Annotated in this window: 19 protein-coding genes; 3 read left to right on the top strand and 16 right to left on the bottom strand. The window is 61.8% G+C overall.

Features of this window, described 5'->3' with window-relative positions; translation table 11 throughout:
* Positions 1–2: 2 nt before the first annotated feature.
* The 10 genes from ACR0NB_RS06125 to ACR0NB_RS06080 all read right to left on the bottom strand — a co-directional run bounded on the left by ACR0NB_RS06125 (position 3) and on the right by ACR0NB_RS06080 (position 13,293).
* Positions 3–3,140 (bottom strand): efflux RND transporter permease subunit, encoded by a 3,138-nt coding sequence (locus ACR0NB_RS06125; protein ID WP_480775188.1) that lies wholly within the window; start codon positions 3,138–3,140, stop codon positions 3–5.
* A gap of 3 nt (positions 3,141–3,143) precedes the next feature.
* Positions 3,144–4,322 (bottom strand): efflux RND transporter periplasmic adaptor subunit, encoded by a 1,179-nt coding sequence (locus tag ACR0NB_RS06120; protein ID WP_480775187.1) that lies wholly within the window; start codon positions 4,320–4,322, stop codon positions 3,144–3,146.
* 239 nt (positions 4,323–4,561) lie between these two features.
* Positions 4,562–6,280, bottom strand: coding sequence for a methionine--tRNA ligase (gene metG / locus ACR0NB_RS06115; protein WP_480775186.1), 1,719 nt, complete (start codon positions 6,278–6,280; stop codon positions 4,562–4,564).
* 69 nt (positions 6,281–6,349) lie between these two features.
* Positions 6,350–7,573, bottom strand: coding sequence for an MFS transporter (locus tag ACR0NB_RS06110; protein ID WP_480775185.1), 1,224 nt, complete (start codon positions 7,571–7,573; stop codon positions 6,350–6,352).
* 76 nt (positions 7,574–7,649) lie between these two features.
* Positions 7,650–8,249: a YceI family protein gene (locus ACR0NB_RS06105; RefSeq protein WP_480775184.1), complete on the bottom strand. Its 600-nt coding sequence runs from the start codon at positions 8,247–8,249 to the stop codon at positions 7,650–7,652.
* Complete coding sequence (locus ACR0NB_RS06100; protein WP_480775183.1) at positions 8,246–9,460, bottom strand: MFS transporter; 1,215 nt, start codon at positions 9,458–9,460, stop codon at positions 8,246–8,248. The genes ACR0NB_RS06105 and ACR0NB_RS06100 overlap by 4 nt, the downstream gene beginning before the upstream one ends.
* Before the next feature lie 66 nt (positions 9,461–9,526).
* Entirely contained in the window at positions 9,527–10,147 is a 621-nt protein-coding gene (locus ACR0NB_RS06095) for an ImuA family protein (RefSeq protein ID WP_170366968.1), read from the bottom strand.
* Between the two features lie 51 nt (positions 10,148–10,198).
* Positions 10,199–10,780, bottom strand: coding sequence for a retropepsin-like aspartic protease family protein (locus tag ACR0NB_RS06090; RefSeq protein WP_093961849.1), 582 nt, complete (start codon positions 10,778–10,780; stop codon positions 10,199–10,201).
* Between the two features lie 42 nt (positions 10,781–10,822).
* A complete protein-coding gene (locus ACR0NB_RS06085; RefSeq protein WP_093961850.1) occupies positions 10,823–11,443 on the bottom strand; it encodes a MarC family protein in 621 nt (206 codons plus the stop codon).
* Complete coding sequence (locus ACR0NB_RS06080; RefSeq protein ID WP_480775182.1) at positions 11,440–13,293, bottom strand: ABC-F family ATP-binding cassette domain-containing protein; 1,854 nt, start codon at positions 13,291–13,293, stop codon at positions 11,440–11,442. Before ACR0NB_RS06080 ends, ACR0NB_RS06085 begins: the two co-directional genes overlap by 4 nt.
* A 106-nt stretch (positions 13,294–13,399) precedes the next feature.
* Between ACR0NB_RS06080 and ACR0NB_RS06075 the strand changes: the two genes are divergently transcribed.
* On the top strand, positions 13,400–14,602 hold the full coding sequence (locus ACR0NB_RS06075; RefSeq protein ID WP_480775181.1) for a multidrug effflux MFS transporter: 1,203 nt from the start codon (positions 13,400–13,402) through the stop codon (positions 14,600–14,602).
* 119 nt (positions 14,603–14,721) lie between these two features.
* Complete coding sequence (ndk, locus tag ACR0NB_RS06070) at positions 14,722–15,144, top strand: nucleoside-diphosphate kinase (protein WP_027237357.1); 423 nt, start codon at positions 14,722–14,724, stop codon at positions 15,142–15,144.
* A gap of 60 nt (positions 15,145–15,204) precedes the next feature.
* Here the strand turns inward: ndk and ACR0NB_RS06065 are convergent, their stop codons facing one another.
* Complete coding sequence (locus ACR0NB_RS06065) at positions 15,205–15,552, bottom strand: TfoX/Sxy family protein (RefSeq protein WP_093961853.1); 348 nt, start codon at positions 15,550–15,552, stop codon at positions 15,205–15,207.
* A gap of 142 nt (positions 15,553–15,694) precedes the next feature.
* Between ACR0NB_RS06065 and ACR0NB_RS06060 the strand changes: the two genes are divergently transcribed.
* Positions 15,695–16,873, top strand: a complete 1,179-nt coding sequence (locus ACR0NB_RS06060) for a cytochrome P450 (protein ID WP_480775627.1) — start codon at positions 15,695–15,697, stop codon at positions 16,871–16,873.
* A gap of 24 nt (positions 16,874–16,897) precedes the next feature.
* On the opposite strand, the gene ACR0NB_RS06055 is transcribed toward ACR0NB_RS06060, so the two are convergent.
* The 5 genes from ACR0NB_RS06055 to ACR0NB_RS06035 all read right to left on the bottom strand — a co-directional run bounded on the left by ACR0NB_RS06055 (position 16,898) and on the right by ACR0NB_RS06035 (position 24,343).
* A complete protein-coding gene (locus ACR0NB_RS06055) occupies positions 16,898–18,223 on the bottom strand; it encodes a sensor histidine kinase (RefSeq protein WP_480775180.1) in 1,326 nt (441 codons plus the stop codon).
* 37 nt (positions 18,224–18,260) lie between these two features.
* Positions 18,261–18,941 (bottom strand): response regulator transcription factor, encoded by a 681-nt coding sequence (locus ACR0NB_RS06050; RefSeq protein WP_480775179.1) that lies wholly within the window; start codon positions 18,939–18,941, stop codon positions 18,261–18,263.
* Positions 18,942–19,106: 165 nt separating this feature from the next.
* The gene (locus tag ACR0NB_RS06045; RefSeq protein WP_480775178.1) at positions 19,107–20,543 is read right to left on the bottom strand and encodes a DegQ family serine endoprotease; all 1,437 of its coding nucleotides are present in this window, start codon (positions 20,541–20,543) and stop codon (positions 19,107–19,109) included.
* 744 nt (positions 20,544–21,287) lie between these two features.
* Positions 21,288–21,893 (bottom strand): nucleotidyltransferase family protein, encoded by a 606-nt coding sequence (locus ACR0NB_RS06040; protein WP_480775177.1) that lies wholly within the window; start codon positions 21,891–21,893, stop codon positions 21,288–21,290.
* A gap of 32 nt (positions 21,894–21,925) precedes the next feature.
* Entirely contained in the window at positions 21,926–24,343 is a 2,418-nt protein-coding gene (locus ACR0NB_RS06035; RefSeq protein ID WP_480775176.1) for a GcvT family protein, read from the bottom strand.
* Positions 24,344–24,423 lie beyond the last annotated feature (80 nt).

The raw sequence follows: 24,423 nt of genomic DNA, 5'->3' as shown, positions 1-24,423 counted from the left end.
GGTCAGGCCGCCTTTTCCGAAGGGTCGGGATCCTTGTTCGTGCCCTTGATCCACTCTCGCATGCTCTGCATCACCGCATATAGGACCGGCACCAGGATCACCCCGAACAGGGTCGCGGCGAGCATCCCGCCAAACACGGCCACACCAATTGCCTTCTGGCTGGCGGCACCAGCGCCGCTGGCGGCCAGCAGGGGCACAACGCCCAACAGGAAAGACAGCGCGGTCATCATGACGGCCCGGAAACGCTGATGCGCAGCCTCGGCGGCGGCGTCCTTGACAGACAGACCCTTGGCCCTCTGCTCCATCGCGAATTCCACGATCAGGATACCGTTTTTCGATGCAAGCCCCACCAGCATGATCATCCCGATCTGCGTATAAAGGTTGATGTCACTGCCCACGATCGCCACCGCCGCAACCGCGCCGAACAGGGCCACGATCACCGACAGCAGGATCGAGACCGGCATCGTCCAACTTTCGTATTGTCCGACCAGGAACAAGTACCCGAACAAAATAGCCAGCCCCAGGATCACCACGACCAGCCCGCCGGATGCCAGCTGTTGCTGGGCGGTACCGGTCCATTCAAAGGCATACCCCGGGGGTAGGGCGGTCGCCGACTCTTCGGTCATCACGGTGATCGCATCACCCGTTGACAGACCTTCTGCCGGAACTGCCGTCACCGTCGCGGAACGGAACAGGTTGTGGCGCTTCAGCAGAACCGGGCCAAGCACGTTTTCGACGTCGATCAGCGTTCCCAGCGGGACCATCTCACCAGTGTTCGAGCGGACATACAGGTTCGAGATGTCCTCGACGTTGTCGCGATACGACCCTTCGGCCTGGATCATCACGCGATAGACGCGGCCGAACAGGTTGAAGTCGTTCACATAGTACGAGCCAAGCTGAGCCTGCATCGTCTGGAAGATTTCGGCGACCGATACGTTCAGCGTTTTTGCCTTTTCCCGATCCAGATCCACGAACAGCTGCGGGACGTTGGCCCGGAAAGTCGTGTAGGCTTGGCCGATTTCAGGCCGCTGGTTGGCCGCGTAGACAAAGGATCCCACGGCCGAGGCCAGATCCTGCGGCGAGCCGCCTCCGGTTTGCTGAACCTCCATTTCGACGCCCGCCGACATGCCAAGACCTTGGATCGGCGGCGGGTTGAACGCGACGATCGAGGCGGCGGATTCGCCGTTTGCGATGGCCAGTACTTTCTGCAGGATGGCGTCCGCCGTCAGATCCTCGTCTTGCCGTTCGTCCCAGTTGTCGAGGTTGACGAACACAGCCGCGCCGTTGGTGATGGTTCCGTTCAGCAGTGAGAAACCGTTGATCAGAACGGTATTCGCCACGCCCGGAATATCGCGGATCTGGTCATCAACACGTTTGGAAACCGCCTCGGTTCTCTCCAGTGTCGCCGCGTCGGGCAATTGGATGTCGACGAACAGATAGCCGTTGTCCTCAAGCGGCAAGAACCCGCTGGAGGTGTTCGACATGATCGTCACGCCGCCAAAGGCAAAGCCTGCGATGATCCCAAGCGAGACCACGGGGATGATCAGCAACTTGCGTACGATGGACACATAGCCTGCGCGCATCGACCCGATGAATTTCTCGAACACCGCCAGCAGACCCTTGGGTGGGCCTGAACGCGCCTGAAGGACCAAACCGCACAGCGCCGGCGACAAGGTCAGCGCATTGATGGACGAGATGACGACGGCGGTCGAGATCGTGACCGCGAACTGTGAATACAGTCGCCCCGAGATACCAGGCATGAAGGTCACGGGGACGAACACGGCCAGCAGAACCAAGGTTGTCGCAATGACGGGGCCAGTAATCTGCCCCATGGCCTTGCGGGTCGCCTCGGCCGGCGGCAGGCCTTCCTCGGCGATGATCCGTTCCACGTTCTCGACGACCACAATCGCGTCGTCCACCACGATACCGATGGCCAGCACGAGTGCGAAAAGCGAGATTGTGTTCAGCGACATCCCGAACAGCAGCAGGAACGCAAATGTCCCGATCAATGAGACCGGAATCGCCACGGCCGGAATGATGGTCGCCCGCCAACTGCCCAAGAAGATGAACACGACCGAGATCACCAGAATGAAGGTCAGTATCAGCGTCGACACCACGTCGTTCAGCGACTGTTCGACGAAGTCCGTAGTGTTGAAGGGAACCGCATACTCCACATCGGTCGGGAACGACCGTGAAAGACGCTCCAGTTCGGCTTCGACGCGGTCGGACACGGCCAGCGCGTTGGCGCCCGGCGCTTGGTAGATGCCGATTACCGTCGCCGGAACGGCCTGAAAATAGCCCGATGCGGCATAATATTCCGCCCCCAGTTCGACGCGCGCAATGTCACGGACCCGCACGATCGAGCCGGCGTCGCCGGTCCGAATGACGATATCGCCAAACTCCTTGGCCGATGTCAGGCGGCCTTTGGTCTTGATCGTGTACTGAAAGGTCTGGCCTTCAGGCACCGGCGGGGCGCCGATCGAGCCAGCGGAAACCTCGATGTTCTGTTCGCGAATGGCCGAGATCACGTCACCCGGCGTGATGGAAAGGGCGGCCATCTTGTCGGGATCCATCCAGATCCGCATCGCGTATTCCAGGTTGGTCAGAACGTCGGCCTTGCCCACGCCCTGCACCCGTGCCAGCGCATCCTTGAGGTTGATCGACGCGTAGTTCGACAGAAACACGCTGTCGTAGGTGCCGTTGGGCGAGGTCAAGGTGACCAGCAACAGCATGTTGGTCGACGCTTTCTGCGTCACCACCCCCGACGAGGTAACCTCGGTCGGCAGCGAGGACATGGCCTGCGCCACACGGTTTTGCACGTTGACCGACGCGATGTCGGGGTCGGTGCCCACTTCGAACGTGATGTTCAGCGAATACGAGCCGTTGTCCGAGGATGTGGACGTCATGTAGATCATGTCGTCCACGCCGTTGACCTGCGCTTCGATCGGCGCGGCAACCGTGTTTTCAACGGTTTCGGCGTTGGCGCCGGTGTACGTCGTCGTGACGCTGACCACCGGCGGCGTAATGTCTGGGAACTGGGCAACCGGCAGGACCATGTAGCCGATCGCCCCCATGATTGTAAGCACGAGCGAGATCACAAGTGCCAGCTTGGGCCGGCTGATGAACAGGGCGGAAAACATCAGTTATTCTCCCGGCTGTTCAGAGGCGACAACGGCGTCAACGGCAACACCCGGGCGCACCCTTTGCAGCCCTTCCACGATGACGCTTTCGCCCTCGCGCAGACCTTCCTTGACGATCACGGCAGAACCGACCGTGTCGCCGGTCGTGATGTAGCGCTGTTCGACCATCTGCTTGTCGTTGACGACCAGCACAAACTCTCCGCGTTGATCTCGCTGCAGGGCAGCTTGAGGGATCAGCACTTCAAGCGTGGGTTCAAGCGCTTCGATGTGAACGTTCAGAAAGGCGCCATCCACGATCAGACGTTTGTCGTTTGCAAACTCGGCACGCAGGGTGATCGCGCCGGTCAACGGGTCGATCCGGTTGTCCACGAACACGATCTTGCCGGTTTCCTCCAGCTCAGTACCATTGGGCAGCGTAAGCCGGACAACCGGGCTCTTGTTGCTTTCAGCAAGGGTGGAGGCGGTCTCACCAACGGTCTGAAGAACGGAGGTGAACTGCTTTTCATTCAACGAGAAATTCACGTAGATCGGCGCTTCGCTGATCAGGTTGACCAGCGGTTCCGTGTTGGGGCCGACCACGTCGCCGACGCTGGTGCTGATCCGACCGATCCGGCCGGAAAACGGCGCGTGGATCTGCGTGTAGTCCAGATCAAGCTGCGCCTGTTGAATGGCTGCGTTGGCCGCTTTGACTTCGGCTTCGGCCACCAGCTCGTTCGCGCGGGCAATGTCGCGCTCGGATTCCGGCGTTGCGTCGCGCCTGTACAGTTCTTCCTTGCGGGCCAGGTCGACCTTGGCCAGTTCCAGATTGGCTTCGGCCCGATCAAGATCCGCTTTTCGGGCGTCAAGCGTGGCCTGGTACAGGTCGGGTTCAATGGTAAACAGCAGATCACCCTCGTTGACCAACGAGCCTTCTTCGACATTCCGGCTTTCCAGGAAACCGCTGACCCGTGCGATGATGCCCACGTTGTCTGTGGCTTCGGCCCGCCCGATGAAAACAGCCTCCTCGGTGATTTCCTGAGTATAGGCGGCCGCAATCGAAACCTTGGGCGGCGGTGCTTCCGACTGATCCTGGGCAAATGCGACCGGAGTAAACGCAAGGCTTGCCAGCAAAGTCGCGCAAAGGCCGAGACGCGAGAGCGTTCTATTGCTGGTCGTGTGGGTAAGCGTCTTTTCAACGGTCATTGCGAGTGCCTCATTCGAACCGGGATTTGGGTCGAACCGGACCGTTCCTGAAGCCCGAGTCGACTAAACTCCAAGTCAGGATGGAGGTATTGTTGAAAATTCTCAAGTATTTGAATTTTAAACGCTCGAACCCTGTCCGGGGATGTCTCGGTCATCGAACCAATATCGTCCGACGATTTAATTTGATCGGTCGGGTCAATTGGTTGTGAAAAAGGGGGCCGCCGGCCCCCTTGATGTACTCAGCTTCGCACCCCGGCAAAACGTGTTTGCCAATCTTCGCGCTGTTCGTCGGTGATCTTGGCGAACAGAACGTCCGGCACCGTGAACGCGTGTCCGGCGGGCAGGGCGTTCAGCGCGGCCTCCACGTCCTCGGGCCAGCTGGTATCGAGCGTGTTCATCGCGCTCAGCATTCTGGCCGAAGTTTCAGGGATGAACGGCGCGCTGAGTACTGCATAAAGCCGGATCAGGTTCAGGCCCAGCCGCACCTGCGCGGCGGCCTGTTCCGGGTCTTCTTTGAAGGTGGACCAAGGCGCAGCGGCCTGCAGGTATTCGTTGCCCGCAACCCAGATCGCACGCAGTTCCTGCGCCGATTTGCGGACCTCCATCGCCTCCATGTGCGCCTCGTAGGCGCGAATGCGCTTGGTCAGTTCCTCGATCAGCGCCTGTTCGCGTTCACCGTATTCGCCACCGGACGGAACCTCTTCACCGAATTTCGAGCGGCAGAACTTGGTGATCCGGCTGACGAAATTGCCCAACACGTCCGCCAGGTCCTTGTTGACCGATTGCTGGAAGTTCTCCCAGGTGAATTCGCTGTCGCTGCTTTCGGGCGCATGGCTCAGCAGCCACCAGCGCCAGTAGTCGGCGGGCAGGATGTCCAGCGCCTGGTCCATGAAGACGCCGCGGCCCTGGCTGGTCGAGAACTGTCCGCCGTCATAGTTCAGATAGTTGAACGACTTCAGGTGATCGACCAGCTTCCACGGCTCGCCCGAGCCCAAGATCGTAGCCGGGAAGGAGAGGGTGTGAAACGGCACGTTGTCCTTGCCCATGAATTGCACATAGCGCACGTCGTCGGCGCCCTTGTCCGTGCGCCACCAGCGCTCCCACTCGGCATCCGGTTTGCCATGCCCGTCAGCCCATTCCTTGGCGCAGGCGATGTATTCGATCGGCGCGTCGAACCAGACGTAGAAGACTTTGCCTTCCATGCCGGGCCAGTCTTCGTCGCCCTTCTTGACCGGGATGCCCCAGTCCAGATCGCGGGTGATGCCGCGGTCCTGCAGCCCGTCGCCGTCATGCAGCCATTTCTTGGCGATCGAGGTGGTCAGCACCGGCCAGTCGGTCTTGCTGTCGATCCAGGCGTCCAACTGATCCTTCATCGCCGATTGGCGCAGGTACAGGTGCTTGGTCTCGCGCACCTCAAGGTCGGTCGAGCCGGAAATCGCGCTGCGCGGGTCGATCAGATCGGTCGGGTCCAGCTGCTTGGTGCAGTTCTCGCACTGGTCGCCGCGGGCCTTTTCGTAACCGCAGTTGGGGCAGGTGCCCTCGATATACCGGTCGGGCAGGAACCGGCCGTCAGCGTTGGAATAGACCTGCTTTTCGGTCACTTCGCGGATCAGCCCGGCCTCGGCCAGCTTGCCGGCGAAATGCTGTGTCAGCTTGTGGTTCTGCGGGCTGGACGACCGGCCGAAGTGTTCGAAGCTGAGGCCAAAGCGCTTGGCGATGTCGGCCTGCACCTCGTGCATCTCGGCGCAGTATTCCGCCACCGGCTTGCCCGCCTTGGCGGCGGCCAGTTCGGCCGGGGTGCCGTGTTCGTCGGTGGCACACAAGAACATGACCTCGTTTCCGCGGCCGCGCTGGTAGCGCGCGAACAGATCCGCCGGCAGCTGCGAGCCGATCAGGTTGCCAAGGTGCTTGATCCCGTTGATGTAGGGAATTGCCGAGGTAATGAGAATCCGAGCCATGTTTGGTTTCCGCCTAACTGTCTGCGCGCGCTCTATCAAACCGGATCGGGAAATCCCAGCCCCAGAATGCTATCGCCCTTCGCGCGAGCGTTTCAGCAGGCGGCCGATGGTGAAGGACGTGCGCGGCGCGTAGACGTAGTTGGTGCGTTCCTCGGGCGTCGGGCGCGAGCGCATCCGGGCCAGTCCAAAGATGATCAGGACCGCGTGGCCCAATGCCACGAAGGCAAACAGCGCGCCGGGGCCGAATTGCTCGATCAGCGTCGAGGAAACATAGGGCGAGGCGATAGCCCCCAGCGCATACCAGAACATCAGCGCCGCCGACAGTTCCACCCGCTGCTCGGTGGTGGCGAAGTCGTTGGCATGGGCAGAAGAGATCGAGAAGATCGGAAAGGTCGTTATCCCGAACAATCCGGCGGCCAGCATGACGCCGACGGTGCCCGTGCCGCTGGCGGCCATGGTGATGCTGCAACTGACAACGGCGGCAATCGACATCCAGATCAGCACCCAGCGGCGGTCGTACTTGTCGGCCAGCCACCCGACCGGATACTGCGCCAGCGCGCCGCCCAGTACAAAGGCGGCCAGAAAGAACGCGATCTGATCGACGCCCAGCCCAACCTCTTGTCCGTAGACGGGACCAACCATCCGAAACGAAGCAGAGCTGATGGCCGAGACGATCACTCCAGCCACCGCCAAGGGCGAGCAATGCCAGGCCAGCTTGGGCCGCAAACGCGGTGCGTCCGGGGTTTCGGGCTGGCTGGCGCGCGTCAGGGTCAGCGGCAGCAACGAGGCACAGCACAGGATGGCCAGCAGGTTGTAAGAGACATATGAGGCAGGTGGCAGAACGGCGATGATCAACTGCGCGCTGAGGGAGGCTCCCATATCGGCCAACCGATATGTGCCCATGGCGCGGCCGCGGGTTTCGTTGGTGACTTTGGCGTTCAGCCAGGCCTCGATAACCGTATAACAACCCGCCACGCAGGTGCCCGAGGCAATGCGCAGCGCGGCCCATGCATAGGGGTTTTCGGTCAGCGTGTGGCCAATCAGACCCATCGCGCCCAGAGCCGTGCAGACCGCAAAGGCGCGCGAGTGCCCGATGGATCCCATCAGTCTTGGCGCCCACCAGCATCCCGCGAAAAAGCCCAAAAAGTGAGCCGAGCCCAAAAGGCCGATCTGTTCTGTTGAAAACCTCAGCGTCAGGCCGGATATCGCGTCCAGTGGACCCACGCCGCCCGTGGAAAGCTGCAAAAGAATGACCGAAAGAAAAAGGGCGGCGAATGAGATGATGGTACGCATGGGTCCAGTAGATGTCCGAATGGCGCATGTCGATGCGCGCGGCTATTCGACTTTGTGGTGTCGTTTTCCGCCAGTTTCAGGGTTTTCTGCGAATTTCGGTTCGTATGTTCAATCCCACAGTTTCGTCGACCAGGTCCGCATAGCCAGTGGCGCCAAAATCGTTCCGGTTCAACGCGCCGGTCAAATGGATGAACAGCCGGTCCAGATCGTCCTTTGCGGAACCCGGCGGGCGATAGAGGGCGGCATCAAGAGTGATCGGACGGATCACGTCGCGTACAGTCAAGTCGCCGGTGACGGTCGCCCCGTCGGAAATGCGTCCGCCGAGGCCAAGGCTGACGGTCGTCGAGACGAAGTGGATAGATGGAAACTGCGCGGCATCCAACACGGATCGGCTTAGCATCGGGCCGCGTGCAAACGGCAATTTCGTGCGTGCCTTGGCGACGTTCAGGACGACGTCGACCATGCTGTTGCGCAGGTTCTTCGTGTCCACCAGAACGTCAGCGGTCTGGATCGGCATGGTGCCGGTCTGGGCCGAGCCAGCCAGACCGAATGTGAATTCAATCAATGTCCCTTGTGTTTCAAGTATATACGGAACCGGTGCGGCCATGGCGTGCCGCACCAAGGGCAGCGATGCCAGCCCCGCCAGTACCAGAGTTCGGCGGGTCAGGCGGCTCATGCCGGAACCCGCCCCTGGCGCGGCCGCGAGCGCATCAGCAGTGTCGCAATAATGGCGATGTTCAGCCCGTTCCACAGGATCCCGTTCACGAAGGCCAGTTCATACTGCCCGGTCACGTCATAGATCCAGCCGGACATCCAGCCACCCAGCGCCATGCCCATGATCGTCATCATCATCACGAAACCGACCCGTGCCCCGGCTTCTTGCGGGGGCATGTATTCGCGGACGACCAGCGCATAGCTGGGCACGATGCCGCCCTGCGCCAGTCCGAACAACAGGCTGATGACATAGAGCGACACCATCCCGTCATAAGGCAGGAACAGGAACAGGGCGATGCATTGCAGGATCGACCCGATCAGCAACGTGTGAACGCCGCCCAACTTGTCTGCCACCAGCCCCGAGATGATCCGGCTGACGACACCGCCCATCAGCATGAGCGACAGCATCTCGGCCCCGACCGCCGGGCCATAGCCCAGCCCCACGCAGTACGAGACGATGTGGACCTGCGGCATCGACATCGCGACGCAGCAGCCAATTCCGGCGAGGCCCAGAACATATTGCAGGGTCCGCGGCGACAGGCCGACGCTGCGCGCGTTGATCTGCGCGGCGGCTGCGGCGGTGCCATGCGCCTCGGCCGGGACCTGCCGGCGCAGCAGCAGCGACAGCGGGATGACCACGATCAGGGTGATGACCGCCAATGTCAGATAGACCTGCTGCCACCCTTCGCGGGCAAGGATACCGGACAGGAGCGTGGGCCAGATCGCGCCGGAGAGATAGTTTCCGCTGGCCACCAGCGCCACGGCGATCCCGCGTCGGCGCAGGAACCAGTGCGAGATGTCGGCGATCAGCGGGCCGAACCCTACGGCGGTGCCCAGGCCCAGCAGCAGATGCGCCACCGACAGCATCGTGATCGTCGGCGCCCATGTCGCCAGCAGATAGCTGAGCGCGCTGAGGCCTGCGGCACCGATCAGCGCCTTGGTCACGCCCAGCCGGTCCACCACCTGACCCAGCCACATGTTGCCAAGCGCAAATCCGATCATGGCCAGCGTGTAGGGCATCGAGGCCTCGGCCCGGCTGGCGCCGAACTGGGTCTCGATCGCGGGCATCACCACGATCACCGCCCACATGCCCACATTGGCCACCGCCGCGATGGCCAGCGTGACCAGAAGGCGAAGCCAGGAATAGCGGCTGTCGTGGATCGGGTGGGTCATTCCGGCACGCTAGGGGGCGGGATGCGGTTTGACCAGTCACAACTTGCGTGATCCGGGGCCGGTCGGTCAGGCGCAGGTTTCCTCGGCGCCGATCCGTTGCAGGTGCAACCCGGCGCGCGGCGCGGTCTGGGTGGCGTGCCAGCTGACCGGGGGCAGGGCGCGGGCGCGGCGGCGGGTCAGGGTCCAGCGGCGGGTCTGGCCCGTGTGCGCCGGGGCCATGTGCCAGCGTGTCTCGATGCCCTGCGCGCCGCCGTCGCCCGGGGTCAGCAGCAGCCCCAGCGGGGCCTGACCCATCGTGCCCCCCTGTTCGGCGGCCAGATGCATCCGGCGCACCGGCGTCAGGCCCGGTGCCCCCGGCAGATCGCCGACCACCAGCGGCACCGCCCCGCTGCGCAGCGCCTCTTCGATGCACCACAGCAGGTCCTCGGCCCGGGTGGGGCGGACGAACAGGAACCGGGCGGGATCGGCAAAAGGCATCATGCCGTCGGGGTTCAGCTGATCGGCCTCCCACGCGGGCGAGATCCACAGAACCGGCCCCTGCGCCTGACCGGCCAGCCACATGGCAAAGCTGCGCCGCGCGGGGCCGCAGGCCTCGTGCACGCGGGCCAGTTGCAGTGAAATCTCATCATGCAGGGTCAGCCCCGGCGCCGCGCGCGCCGGTTTGCGGCCAAGAAGATGCGTAGACATGGCCGAAAGTTAGCATGTTCCTATTTTGTTCTCAATCCCGAAAGCCGCCATTCAGCGCGACAGGATCATCCGGCCATCAGAAAACTGGATGTTGGAAAAGCGGTGCAGGTAATCCATGCCCAGCAGGGACTGGTCCAGATCTCCTCCGTTGATCCATGCCGGAACATTTCGGTCTGTGATGGGCCCCAACGCCAGGCTGTCGAGGCGCACAGGCGCAGTCTGGACCACCCCATTTGCGGTCGAGGCACGCCCGTGAAACGTCAGCTGATCGGTATCGAATCCGACGCGCTCCGCGTCCTGCGGGCTCAGCACGATCTGGCTGGCCCCGGTATCCACCAGGAATGTCACCGGTTTGCCATTCACCAGCATAGGCAAGTAGTAATGCCCGTCGAACGAGCGGGGTACTTCGATCACATCTCCGGTCACGGACATCTGCGGAGATACGCCAACGGTCGAGCGGATATCACCCCAAAGGCCGACAACGGCAATGATCCCGATGAAGATGAAGACCCAGGCCATGGCCATCTGCAGGGTCTTCCCCAACGACTGCCGATTGTGAGTGAAGAACCACATCAGCAGTGCGGCTCCCAGCAGAACCAGATAGGCCAAACGTCCAAAATCGTTACCATCCATGCGGGCACCCGAAACCTTCTTTCATAAGGTCAATATGGGGTTTCAGGACGCGAACCCAAAGGCCTTGAGCCCATCAAGGATGAACTGAACCGACAGCGCGGCCAGCAACATGCCCAGAAGGCGGGTCAGCACGGTCAGGCCGGTCTTGCCCAGAATGCGCGCGATCAGGCCGCTGGACAGGAAGAACAGCAATACAACCGCCATCACGGCAAGCATCACGCCGACAGCCGCAGCGATGCCCTGAATGCCGGGGTGCTCACCGGCCAGCAGGATGATCGTTGCGATCGATCCGGGCCCGGCCACCAGCGGAATGGCCAGCGGAAAGACCGAGGGGTCAGGGTGCTCTTCCTCTTCCGCACGGTCCTCGCGCCGTTTGTTGCGCCGCTCGAACAGCATGTCGAGCGCGGTCAGAAACAGCAATGCGCCGCCAGCGACCTTGAAGGCCTCCATCGAGATGCCGACAAAGCCGAGAACCGCCTCGCCGAAAGCGGCGAAGGCGATAAGGATGCCCGAAGCGGTCAGGCACGTGCGGTAGGCGACGCGGCGACGGGTGGCCGGGTCCATTCCTTGTGTCAGCGCGACGAAGATCGGTGCGGTGCCAAAGGGATCGATCACAACGAACAGGGTTGTGAACGCGGTTATGAAGAATGCCATTTCGATCATGCGGCGGCCTCTGCGTTTTCCAGCCGCTCGGCGGCGGCGACCCACAGCGCCTCGGCGCGCTGCATAGCCTCGACCACCTCGGCAAACTTGCGGTTCCAGGTTTCCAGATCACCGACGCGGTCATCCTCGTACAAGGACGGATCGGACAATTTGGCCGAGAGCTTTTCGTGCATCTCGGCCAGCTTCTCCAGCCGTTCCTCGCATTTCCGCAGGTCGGCCCGAAGCGCCAGGATGGTGTCGCGAGAGGCACGTTTGGGTTTGGCGGCTGTTTTTTCCCGCGCTGGTGGCTTGTCGCGCGCCAGCAGCATCTGGCGATAGGCTTCAAGGTCGCCGTCAAAGGGTTTGACCGTACCGTCCGAGACCAGCCACAGCCGGTCTGCCACCAACGCCAGAAGGTGCATGTCGTGGCTGACCAGAACCACCGCGCCGGAATAGGCGGTCAGCGCCTCGACAAGGGCCTCGCGACTTTCGATGTCCAGGTGGTTGGTCGGCTCGTCGAGGATCAGCATGTGCGGCGCGTCGATCGTCGCGATCAGCAGCGACAGGCGCGCTTTCTGGCCGCCCGACAGGCGGCCCACCTCGGTTTCGGCCTGATCTGCGCCCAGCCCGAAACCGGCCAGACGCGCGCGCAGCTGGGCCGGGGTCTCGGTCGGGCGCAGGCGCCGCAGGTGATCCAGCGGTGTTTCGTCCACATGCAGCTCGTCCACCTGATGCTGGGCGAAATACCCGATGCGCAGCTTGCTGCTGCGAGCCATCTTGCCCGCCATCAGGGGCAGCCGGTCCGACAGCAGCTTGGACAGCGTTGACTTGCCCTGACCGTTTTTTCCCAACAGCGCGATCCGGTCGTCCTGATCGATGCGCAGGTTCAGACGGCGCAGCACCTCGGTGTCGCCATAGCCGGTCACGCCGCCCTCGATCTGGATGATCGGGGGCGACAGTTCCTCGGGTTCGGGGAATGAAAAGGCACGCAGGGCGGCCTCTTGCGGGGTCGAGATCAACTGGATGCGTTCGATCATCTTCAGCCGCGATTGTGCCTGAACGGCCTTGGACGCCTTGTAGCGGAACCGGTCAACGAAGCTCTGCAAATGGGCGATGCGGGCCTTGGCCTTGGCGTTTTCGGCCTCGGCCTGGGCCAGACGTTCGGCGCGGCGTTCGGCGAACTTGTCGTAGGGCACCGCGTAATAGGTCAGCTGGCGGTCTTCCAGATGCAGGATCGAGCCGACCGCCCGGTTCAGCAGGCCCCGGTCGTGGCTGATGACGATGACCGTATGCGGATATTTGGCCAGATAGCTTTCCAGCCACAGCGCGCCTTCAAGGTCCAGATAGTTGGTCGGTTCGTCCAGCAGAAGCAGGTCGGGCTGCGAGAAAAGAACCGCCGCCAAGGCGACCCGCATCCGCCAGCCGCCCGAGAAATCGGAACAGGGACGCTGCTGGTCGGCATCGTCAAAGCCCAGCCCCTTGAGGATCGTGGCCGCGCGGGCTTCGGCCGACCAGGCGTCGATATCGGCCAGCCGGGTCTGAATCTCGGCAATCCGGTCGGGGTCTGTGGCCTGCTGCGCCTCGGCCATCAGGGCGCTGCGCTCGGTGTCGGCGGCCAGGACCGTGTCGATCAGCGACACGTTTGACGAGGGCACCTCTTGTGACACACCGCCGATCCGCGCGCGTCGGGGCAGGGTGATGCTGCCCGATTCCAGCGCCAGCTCGCCCCGGATCAGGCGGAACAGAGTGGTCTTGCCGGTACCGTTGCGGCCGACCAGACCCACCTTGTGGCCTTCGGGAATGGTGGCGCTGGCGCCCTCGAACAGAGGGCGGCCTTCGACCGAATAGGTGATGTTCTCGATCCGTAGCATGGGCCGCTCTTAGCAGAGCGATACTGGCACCGCCAGACGCAAGCCATGTGCAAACCACATGTGCTGTGCTAGCGCTTTTGCAGATGAACGAAATTCGGATGTTGAGATGCGGGCGGCACAAACTCCACCCTCTTTGGTGACCCTTGTTCTGGCGACGGGGCTGTCCGTGCTGTCGCTGAACATGTTCCTGCCGTCGCTTGCGAACATGGCGGTCGATTTTCGGGCGGATTATGCGCTGGTGAACCTGTCGATCGCAGCCTATCTGGCCGTGTCCGCCGTACTGCAACTGATCCTTGGGCCAATGTCCGACCGGTTCGGGCGCAGGCCGGTTCTTTTGACCTGCATGGCGGTCTTTGTGGCGGCGTCACTTGGCTGTGTTCTGGCGGAGTCGATCTGGACCTTTCTGGGGTTCCGTCTGATGCAGGCCGCCGTGGTCGGGGGCTCGGTGCTGTCTGCCGCGTCGATCCGCGACCAGTTTCCGCCCAACGAGGCCGCAAGCAAGCTGGGATATGTCGCCATGGCAATGGCTTTGGCGCCGATGCTGGGCCCGATGCTGGGCGGCACTTTGGACATGCTGTTCGGGTGGCGGGCCGGGTTCGTCTTTTACACGGTTGCAGGGGCGGCGCTGCTGACGCTGCTCTGGGCGGATATGGGCGAGACCAACCACAACCGGTCCGCCACTTTTGCCGCGCAGATGCGCGAATACCCGCACCTGTTCCGTGCCCGGCGGTTCTGGGGCTACGCGTTGTGCGCGGCATTCTCGATCGGGGGGTTCTACAGTTTCATCACCGGAGCGCCCCTGGTGGCCGCCGCCTGGTTCGATCTGAGCCCCGCGACACTGGGCCTGGGGATCGGCATCATCACCGGCGGTTTCATGGTCGGCAATTTCGTGACCGGTCGGATCGCCGCGCGTACTCGGCTGACGACGATGATTCTGGCCGGGCGCATCATCGCCTCGGCCGGGCCGTTCTGCGGGCTGTTGCTGTTTTTAGGGGGGATGGGGTCGGTCTGGGTGTTTTTTGGATCAGCGATCTTTGTTGGTTTTGGAAACGGTTTGACGAACGCCAACGCGTCTGCGGGCGTCATGTCGGTTCGACCGCAACTGGCCGGCAGCGCAGCGGGCCTGTCGGGCGCTTTGATCGTCGCGCTCGGTGCGGTCATCACTTCAATCACCGGAGCCACGGTCAGCCCTGAAAACGGCCCGTATCTGGTTCTGTCGATGATGGCAGGCAGCAGCTTTCTGGGCCTTTTGGCCGTTCTGTATGTCCGTTGGGTGGATGCACGGGACCCGCTTCCCGACGCAATCTGACGCCCAAAGGCGCGATCGCGCCATCATTCCACTTTTCACGGGCGAAATACCGTGTTAGGCGGCGCGCGATGAATTTCGCGCGGCCCAGCCCGCGCCGTCAGACCAAGGAGAGGCCCGATATGGCACTGGAACGCACTTTTTCGATCATCAAGCCCGATGCAACCCGCCGCAACCTGACTGGCAAGATCAACGCCAAGTTCGAGGAAGCCGGCCTGCGCATCGTCGCGCAGAAGCGCATCCACATGACCAAGGAACAAGCCGGCAAGTTCTACGAAGTTCATGCCGAGCGTCCGTTCTATGACGAACTGTGCGAGTTCATGTCGTCGGCACCGGTTGTCGTTCAGGTTCTGGAGGGCGAAAACGCCATCGCCAAGAACCGCGAAGTGATGGGTGCAACCAACCCCGCCGATGCGGCACCGGGCACCATCCGCGCCGAGTTCGCTGAGTCGGTCGGTGAGAACTCGGTTCACGGCTCGGATGCGCCGGAAACCGCAGCGGTTGAGATCGCATATTTCTTCTCGGGCATCGAACTGGTCGGCTGAGCCGCACCACGATACCTGTCGAGATTGCCGCGTCCGATTTCGGGCGCGGTTTTTTGTTGGTCAGACGGATTTCAGATCGTCAGGGCCGACGCGTACACCGATGGCATCCAGATCCGCTATGATCCGGGACGCCGGAGCCCGGTTTGTTGACGATTTCAAAGCATCGAACCTTGCGCGCAGGGCTTTCTTTTCTTCGCCCTTGCAATCGTTCCAGGGGCGGCCCTGCAAGCCCATGACCAAAACGTAATAGCCGATGAAATGGGGCCGGGTTCCGGCCTGTATCAGCCGGGCATAAGCCGCATCGGCACCAAGCTCGCGCAGCTCCTCGGCCGAGTGGATGCCCGCACGGGCACAGGCCTGTTCGAATGCAGGTCCAAGGTTGCGGATGGAAGACACAGGTTCGGGCATGTTTCTTTCTTAGCTTTGCCGGGGCGTGCTGTCACTGCCCGCCGGAACGTTGTGCGACGAATTCCGTTGCGCTAGGCATTGAGCGACGGGTCCGTGCAGGAGGGGGAAGGAATTGACAAGCGACATCAGCAATCTGGACCTGATGAACCCGCCTGAGGGCTTCATCGACAATCCCTTCCCGTTTTATGATGCGCTGCTGTCTTCGGCGCCGGTTCTGGCGCAGCCCGATGGCTCGGTTCTATTGTCGCGGCATGCTGATCTGGACCGGATCTATCGGGACACGACCCTGTACTCGTCCGACAAAAAGGCCGTGTTCGCGCCAAAATTTGGTCCGGGATCACCATTGTTCGAGCATCACACCACCTCGCTGGTGTTCTCGGATCCGCCATTGCACACGCGGGTTCGCAAAATCATGACTTCGGCCCTGACCCCGCGCGCCATCGCCCGGATGGAGCCCGGTTTGATCCAGACTGTCGATCTCTTGCTGGATCGCCTGGAAGACAAGCGGCAAGTGGATCTGATCGAAGACTATGCCGCCACCATCCCGATCCAGATCATCGGAAACCTTCTGGACGTACCGGTGGACGAGCGCGAACCGCTGCGCGACTGGTCCCTGGCCATTCTTGGGGCGCTCGAACCGGCATTGACCGCCAAGCAACTCGAAGACGGCCATGCGGCCGTTCGGGACTTCAAGGAGTATCTGGCCGATCTGGTGGCTCGGCGCAGGGCCACGCCCGGCGACCCCGAAACCGACGTATTGACCCGGTTGATCCGCGGTGAAGGGGCCGACGAAAAGCTGAGTGAAATCGAGTTGCTTCAGAATTGCATCTTCATTCTGAATGCGGGTCATGAAACCACGACGAACCTGATCGGAAACGGGTTGGCCCTGCTGCATGACCACCCGGAGCAGCGTCAGCGGCTTATGGGTGATCCAAGCCTGATCAATTCGGCGGTTGAAGAGGTTTTGCGGTTCCGTTCACCCAACCAGTTCGGCAACCGGGAAACGACGGCTGACGTCGTGATTGACGGGCGTCCAATCGCAAAGGGCACCAACCTTCATCTGTGTATCGGCGCTGCAAACAGGGATCCGGCCGTGTTCGCAAACCCGGGCCGGTTCGACATCTCGCGCAAACCGAACCGTCACCTTGCCTTTGCCGGCGGGCCGCACGTCTGCGCAGGCCTTACACTTGCGCGCCTTGAAGGGCGGGTCGCCCTGTCGCGGTTCGTGACAAGGTTCCCAGATTTCCAACTGTCCGATGAACGTGTCAGAGGTGGGCGTATGCGGTTCCGCGGATACGCTTCCTTGCCTGCGTCCCTTTGATCGGCGAAAAGGTGGGGCGTTAACCTAGGGATTTTGCGCCAGCTTCAGAACTGCTTTCAATCCGGGATCCGCATTCTGGGCACTGAAGCCCCCGCCATGCATGCGGGTGATGGCCGCCACCAAAGCCAGTCCGAGGCCTGAGTTTCGGTCCGAACGCGCGGGATCAAGCGTGACGAAGGGCAGTTGAAGCTGCGACAGCATCTCGACCGGCACGCCCGGGCCGCGATCGCGGACACTCAGCAGGGCAAACGGGCCGTCTTCGCGCAGTTCGATGGAAATTGCAGTTCCTTCAGGGGCATAGCGCATGGCGTTTTCCAGAAGGTTCGACAGGGCCTGCGACAGCAAAGGGCGGTGCCCCATGATCGGAGCCGCCCGACCCGTGACCTCGAGGCGCACATCCTTGTCGGCCGCGACCGGTTCGTACAACTCCACGGCATCGTTGACCAAGCGCTCAAGGTCCACAGGTTCAAACTGCTCCCGCCCCAACCCCGCCTCGGCGCGTGAGATCTCGGTCAGCTGTCCGAGAACCCGCAACACGTGATCGATTTCGGCCGTTGCCCGGGCGATGTCGACCTCACGATCCAGGTCGCTTTTGCCTGGCTCGGCCAAGGCGACCACCCGCTGCTTCAACCGGGACAGAGGTGACCGCAGATCATGCGCGATCGAATTTGACGTGGTGCGCAAGTTGCTAACCAACTCTTCGATCCGGTCCAGCATGTTGTTCAATGTGCCTGCCATCTGGTCGAACTCGTCGCCGGTGCCACGCTGTGGCATTCGTTGGGACAGGTCGCCGGACACGATGGTTTCTGCGGTGTCGGCGATATCCTTCAGCCGCGAAAACACCAGACGGGTCAAAAGCCAACCGGTCAGAATGCTCAGCGCAAGGGCCGCGCCCAAGGCCAGCGCCACCGAATGAAACAGCACCCGGTCGAACTGTTGACGGGCGAGGGCGTCGCGGCCAACCAACAGCCTTTCGCCGCCGGGCAGCAGGATCGATGCGGCGGAGATCGGGACCAGCTGATCCGTCTCGGTTCTGCGCAGTTCCAGATCCACCCACCCACTGCCAGCGGCGATGCCTTCGGGCCATCGCTTGAGGTTGCCGGCCAAGGTTTTTCCCGAGCGGTCAGCCAACAGATAAAGCGCATCACGCTCGGACGCGGTCGGAAGCCGGCGTTCGATGGCCACCATCAGGCCGACTAGCCCCAGGCGTTCGTACTCGTCCGCCAGCCCGGTCAGTTCGGCGGACACGACAGATCGGGTTTCGCCTTCGATCGTGCGGTTGGCGGTGATATAGACCAGCAACAATACGGCCGCGGTCAGCAATGTGCTGAGCACCATACTGGCCAGCACCAACCGTGTCCTGGAGTCCTTGAACGACAAGGGCGACTTAACCATCAGAAACCATGTAACCGGCCCCGCGCACGGTTTCGATCAGTGGTGGTTTACCACCTTCATCCAATTGCCGACGCAGTTTGGAGATGTGAACGTCGACGACGTTTGTGTTCGGGTCGAAATGATAGTCCCAGACACCTTCGAGAAGCATCGTCCTCGACACCACCCGGTTTTTCCGCCGAAGGAAGAATTCCAGAATCTGGAACTCTCTGGGCGTCAGAGTGATCTCGCGACCGTTGCGTATGACCTTTCGGGTCAGCAGATCCATTTCAAGGTCGCGGCATTTGAGGGTCGGGGTTTCCTCGGATTCCTGAGGTCGGCGCAACAGGGCTTCGATCCGGGCATGAAGTTCCTGAAATGAGAAGGGCTTGACCAGATAGTCGTCGGCACCCGCATGCAGCCCTTTCACCCGCTCGTCCACGGCGCTCATGGCTGTCAGCATCAGAACCGGCGTCTTGACCCCGGCGGCGCGTATCGACTTGATCAGGGCCAGACCATCCAGCCCGGGCAGCATCCTGTCCAGAACGACCGCGTCAAATCCACCGTCGGTCGCGTGGTACAAACCTTCGCGGCCGTCCTCGGCGCATTCGACGACATAACCTTCCTCGCCAAATCCCTTGGCGATGAAGTCCCGCGTGTCTTCATCATCCTCAACGATCAACAGACGTCTGCTCATGGTCGGATTTCCTTTCACTCAGGATATAATCACGTATGGACAGGTAAAAAAACTGCCGGGTGCGAAATCCGCACCCGGCAATCCCGACAGCACGTGGACAAATCGTGTCCGCCAGGAGATGCGCGCACCGGATATCCCCATCATGCGGTGCGCGCGGGACGCAGGTCAGGCGATCTCGACGGCGACGAAGATCTGATTGCCGCCGCGGTTGATCAGCATCAGCGCCGGATCGGTCTTCTGATCTTCGAGCGCGGATTTGAGCGCCTCGGGTGTTTCCACATCCTGGTTGCCCAGCTTCACGATCACGTCGCCCTGCCGCAGACCGGCCTTGGCCGCCGGGCTGTCCGGCTTGAGCGAAGTGACGACCACGCCGTGCACGTTCTCGGGAACTCCGATCTGCGCACGATTCGCTTCGGACAGCGGTGCTACGGTGACACCCAGCGTCTTGCCCGCCACCGCGTCATCGGTCGGTTCCGCGTTTGCCGCCATCTGGGCCGAATGCTGCCCGATCGTGACGTTCAGGGTTTCTTCCTTGCCATTGCGCAGGACGGTGACCTTGCTGTCGGTTCCGACGGCTGTGGTGCCAACAAGGACCGGCAGTTCACTGCTCGAGTCGACCTGTTCGCCATTGAAGGCGATGATTACGTCGCCCTGTTGCAGCACGCCCTGAGCGGGGCTTTCCGGCAGAACCTCGGACACCAGTGCGCCGACAGTGCCATCGACACCCATCGCTGCGGCCAGTTCGGGGCTGATGTTCTGGATCGAGACACCCAGCCAGCCACGGCTGACCTGGCCATCGTCACGCAGGTCCGCAGCGATATGCTCGACGATGTTCGAAGTCACGGCAAAGCCCAGTCCGACCGAACCGCCACTGGGCGAATAGATTGCCGAGTTCACCCCGACGACTTCGCCGTCCATGTTGAACAGGGGACCCCCCGAGTTGCCTTTGTTGATAGCCGCATCGGTCTGAATGAATTCAGCGTAGGGGCCTTCCGAGATATTGCGTCCCTTGGCGGAAACGATGCCGGTCGTGACGGTCGAACTCAGGCCGAACGGGTTGCCGATGGCGACCACGTCTTCACCCACGCGGATGTCGTCGCTATCCCCCAGCGGGACCGGCTGAAGCGCCTCATCCGCGTCGATCTTGAGTAGCGCGATATCGGTCAGGGGATCGGTCCCCACGACTTCAGCCTCGTACGAGCGATCGTCGTTCAGGCGCACAGTGATCTTGCTAGCTTTGTCGACGACGTGGTGGTTGGTGATGATATAGCCATCTTCATCCAGTACGAACCCGGACCCCAGGCCCTGACTGGGACCACGGCGCGGGGCGTCAAAGCCTTCGGGAATCCCGAAACGCTTGAAGAACTCACCAAAAGGCTGGCCTTCGAAATCGAACTCCTGGCCGCCCGCTGGCGACGGGGCGGCGTCGATCGAGGCAATGACGGTTACCACGGACGGTGAAACGGTCTCGACCAGATCCGCCAGGGCTTCGTCGGCCTGCGACGGAATGGCGGTCGCGGCCAGCAACGCCGCGCTCAGCGCGGTGGCGCCAAACAGCCCTGAGGTGCGAGGAAGAATAAGGGGGGATTTGCGGATGCTCATGTTGACTAGGTCTCCTTGGTTCGGCGCTTGTTGATGTGCGCTTTGCAGGGAACATGAGCCGCCAGTCTTTGCGTTTTCTGACTGATCAATTAATAATTCTTAATTTTGCCACATTGCAGGCGTCTGGTAGCGCTCGCAATCCCGGGAATCGGCCGGGGAAGTTGCCGGTCGAATCGGTGGATTGTTGCCGAAATGAGGGTCAAACTCGCAAAAGCATTGAATTGAATCAAATTTGTTAACAGTCCGGCGGCGGTTTTTGACCGAATTTTTGGGGACACTCACAGGTTGCGCCACCGCCCTTTCAGAAGGTGGTATTTGTCTAATAGGTCTTTGCAAAAATGTCATTTTGATCGTTTAGCGCTAAAAAATTCTTGTCGTGGGTCAGCAATGGTAAAGCGCACGAACAACCTTGGGTAGATTTCCGTGACGCGCGTTGTTGCGGAAATACCATCACGAATCCGGCAAAATTAACCGATTCAACCAATTTTACGTTGTTTGCACTGAACTTATCGGTGACGATGAACGTGCCCAAGTGAAAGGGGGGCCTGACAGCATCAAGGGGGTGCTTGAAGGCAGATCTCAGTCACCGGAAGCGCTGAGCGGCATGTTAACGAGGGGGTCTTGTTTCGGTTCGGCAGCACATTGGTCTGATGTCTTGACGACATCCGGACCGCGTTTTCGGGATTGGTGAAAGTGGTAGTCCTGTTTTGGGCAACCGGCCCGGTCGTTTTCGACCGGGCCGCGTTACTTTTGGGATCTTTGCTTTTTACGCCATTCGGCCCACGCTTGGGGCGTATCCAGATCCAGAATAGCGTTCTGACCCGGTAAAGGCTGTAGGTGCACCTGGTCCAGGTGCGCGCGTACGATGGCTTGTGCGCCGCCATCTCCGATCAATTGCGCCAGATCAGCAAAGAGACTTCGGTCGAAGATTACAGGATGGCCTGGAACTCCGTCCGAGGATGCTCCGCGCCAGATCAGCTTGTCAGGATGTTCGGTGACCGACCGGAGGACCGCGCGTAGATCGTCTGATGTCAGCTCTGGAAGATCGGCCAGCAGGATCATCGCTGCCCGGGCGGATACCGGCAGCTGCGCGACGGCCCTGCGCAAACTGGCATTGATGCCTTCATCCGCATCGGGAACTGAAACGACCTCCAAGTCCATCCCGCTCAGGGCGGTGTATCGCGGGTGAGGCGCCGGCGGCAGGGCGACGATGACCGGCCCGACAGCTCGTGCGGTTTCAGCCGAGCGTCGGATCAGCGGTTGACCGTCGACAATTTGCATCAGTTTGTCCACTCCGCCCATACGGCGAGAGCTTCCGGCGGCCAGCAAAATGACAGGGATATCCTTCATGGCGGCCACCTTGCCGCCAACCGGAACGGCTGTCACCCCCGCATACGCGTACCGTCAGGATCAAATAGTGGACTGGTCAGTACGCGCGCCTTGCGCATCTGGCCCAGGATTTCAATTTCGACCGCCAAGCCGTCGGCCGCCAGTCCCTTTGGCAGGAAGCCCATGGCAACTGATTTCTGTGCGAAATGCGAGTACCCGCCGGATGTACAAAACCCAACCACTGCGCCGTCATGCCAGATGGGTTCGTAGGCGTTCACATCTGCGTCCTCGGCTTCGACCTCAAAAGCCACAAGCTTGCGGGCTGTTCCTTCAGCCCGCTCGGCCTCGGCGACAGCGCGCCCAATGAAATCGACGTTCTTGGAGAACGAGATGAAGCGGTCCAGCCCGGTTTCAGCGGCTGTGTAGTCGGGTGAGAACTCGCGCATCCACGAGCCGAAGAACTTGTCGAGCCGCAGGCTCATCATCGCGCGCATGCCGAAGGGGGTGATGCCGTGCGGTTGCCCGGCCTGCCACAGCGTCCACCACAGCTGGCGTTGCGCCATCGGATCGCAGTAGATCTCGAACCCCAGATCGCCGGTATAGCTGACCCGCTGCACGATGCAGTCGGTCATGCCGACGACCATCCGGCGCACGTCCATGAAGCGCATGTCACTGAAATCGGCGCGGGTGCAAGCGGCCAGAACCTCGCGGGCTTTGGGGCCGGCGATCTGGAACCCGTTGCGTTTGTCGGCGATATTCTCGACGGTTACGCCGTCTTGTTGATTTTGCCGGAACCAGCGCATGTGGACGTTCTGTGCGCCGTAGGAGGCGGTGAGTTGGAATTCCTCCTCGCCCAGGCAGGACACGGTAAAGTCACCGATCAGCTTGCCTTTGGGCGACAGCATCGGGGTCAGCGACAGGCGGCCCGGCTTGGGGATGCGACCGGCCATGATCCGATCCAGCCAGTCGCGGGCGCGTGGACCTGTTACAAGGTATTTGCCGAAATTGTGCACTTCGTTGATGCCGGCGCCTTCGCGCACAGCGCGAACCTCGCGGCCCGTTGCCTCGAAGGCGTCCGAGCGGCGGAAGGACGGGGTTTCATAGCCCGGCTCGCCCTCTTGCGCGAAATAGTTCGGCACTTCCAGCCCGTATTGCTGGCCCCAGACCGCACCCAGATCGCTGAAGATGTCATACATCGGCGTGGTGCGGTTGGGCCGCGCGGCCGGCAGTTCCTCGTTGGGGTAGGCGACGGAGAAACGCTTCTGATAGTTCTCGATCACCTTGGGGCGGGTGTAGCCGGGGGTGATCCAGTCGCCGAAACGGGCCACGTCCATGGCAAAGACGTCGCGCTCGGGTTCGCCCTCGATCATCCATTGCGCCAGCGTCAGGCCGACGCCGCCGCCCTGGCTGAACCCGGCCATCACGCCGCAGGCCGACCAGTAGTTGCGCACACCCGGCACCGGCCCGACCAGCGGGTTGCCGTCGGGGGCAAAGGTGAAGGGGCCGTGGATCACCGATTTCACGCCCGCTTCGGCCAGTACCGGGAAGCGGCGATAGGCGAATTCGATCGAGTCGGTGATCTTGTCGAAATCGTCGGGCAGCAGCTCGTGCCCGAACTCCCACGGTGTGCCGTCCACGGCCCAGGGTTTGCAGGGCTGTTCGTAGAAGCCGATACAGAGCCCGCGCCCTTCTTGCCGCAGATAGCTTTCCCCGGCCGGGTCCATGACGTGCGGATGCTCGCCGCCCGCGTCGATGATCGCCTCGATTTCGGGGATGGTATCGGTGACCAGGTATTGGTGTTCCATCGGGTGCAGAGGGAAGTAGATGCCCGCCATCGCGCCCACCTCGCGCGCCCAGAGGCCGCCGGCGTTGACGATATGCTCGGCATGGATCGTGCCCTTGTCGGTGACCACGTCCCAAGTGCCGTCGGGGCGCTGGTTGGTTTCGCGCACCATGCAGTGGGTCTCGATCGTGGCGCCGCCCATCCGCGCGGCCTTGGCATAGGCGTGGGTCGTGCCCGAGGGGTCGAGGTGCCCGTCCAGAGGGTCATAGAGCGCGCCGATGATGCCGTCGGTGTTGGTGATGGGGGCGATCTTTTTGATCTCGTCGGGGCCGACGATTTCGGTCTCCAGCCCCATGAAGCGATGCTTGGCGCGTTCGGCCAGCAGCATGTCGAACCGGTCCTGGTTGTCGGCTAGCGTGATGCCGCCCACATGGTGCAGCCCGCAGGACATGCCGGTGATCTCTTCCAGTTCCTTGTACAGCCGGATGGTATAGCCTTGCAGTGCGGCCATGTTGGTGTCGCCGTTCAGCGTGTGGAACCCGCCCGCCGCGTGCCAGGTCGATCCGCTGGTCAGTTCCGACCGTTCCAGCAGCATCACATCCGACCAGCCCAGCTTGGTCAGGTGGTACAGCACCGAACACCCGACAACTCCACCGCCGATCACGGCAACCTGACACGTCGTTTTCATCCGCACCTCCTTGCGTTTGGCCCGAAGGTGCAGGGGTGCCGCGCCGGTATCTGTCACGAAAACGACCGAGTTTGTCGTTT

It is taken from the genome of Ruegeria sp. CG3, assembly GCF_056537205.1.
This window is presented reverse-complemented; position numbering and strand designations above follow the sequence as displayed.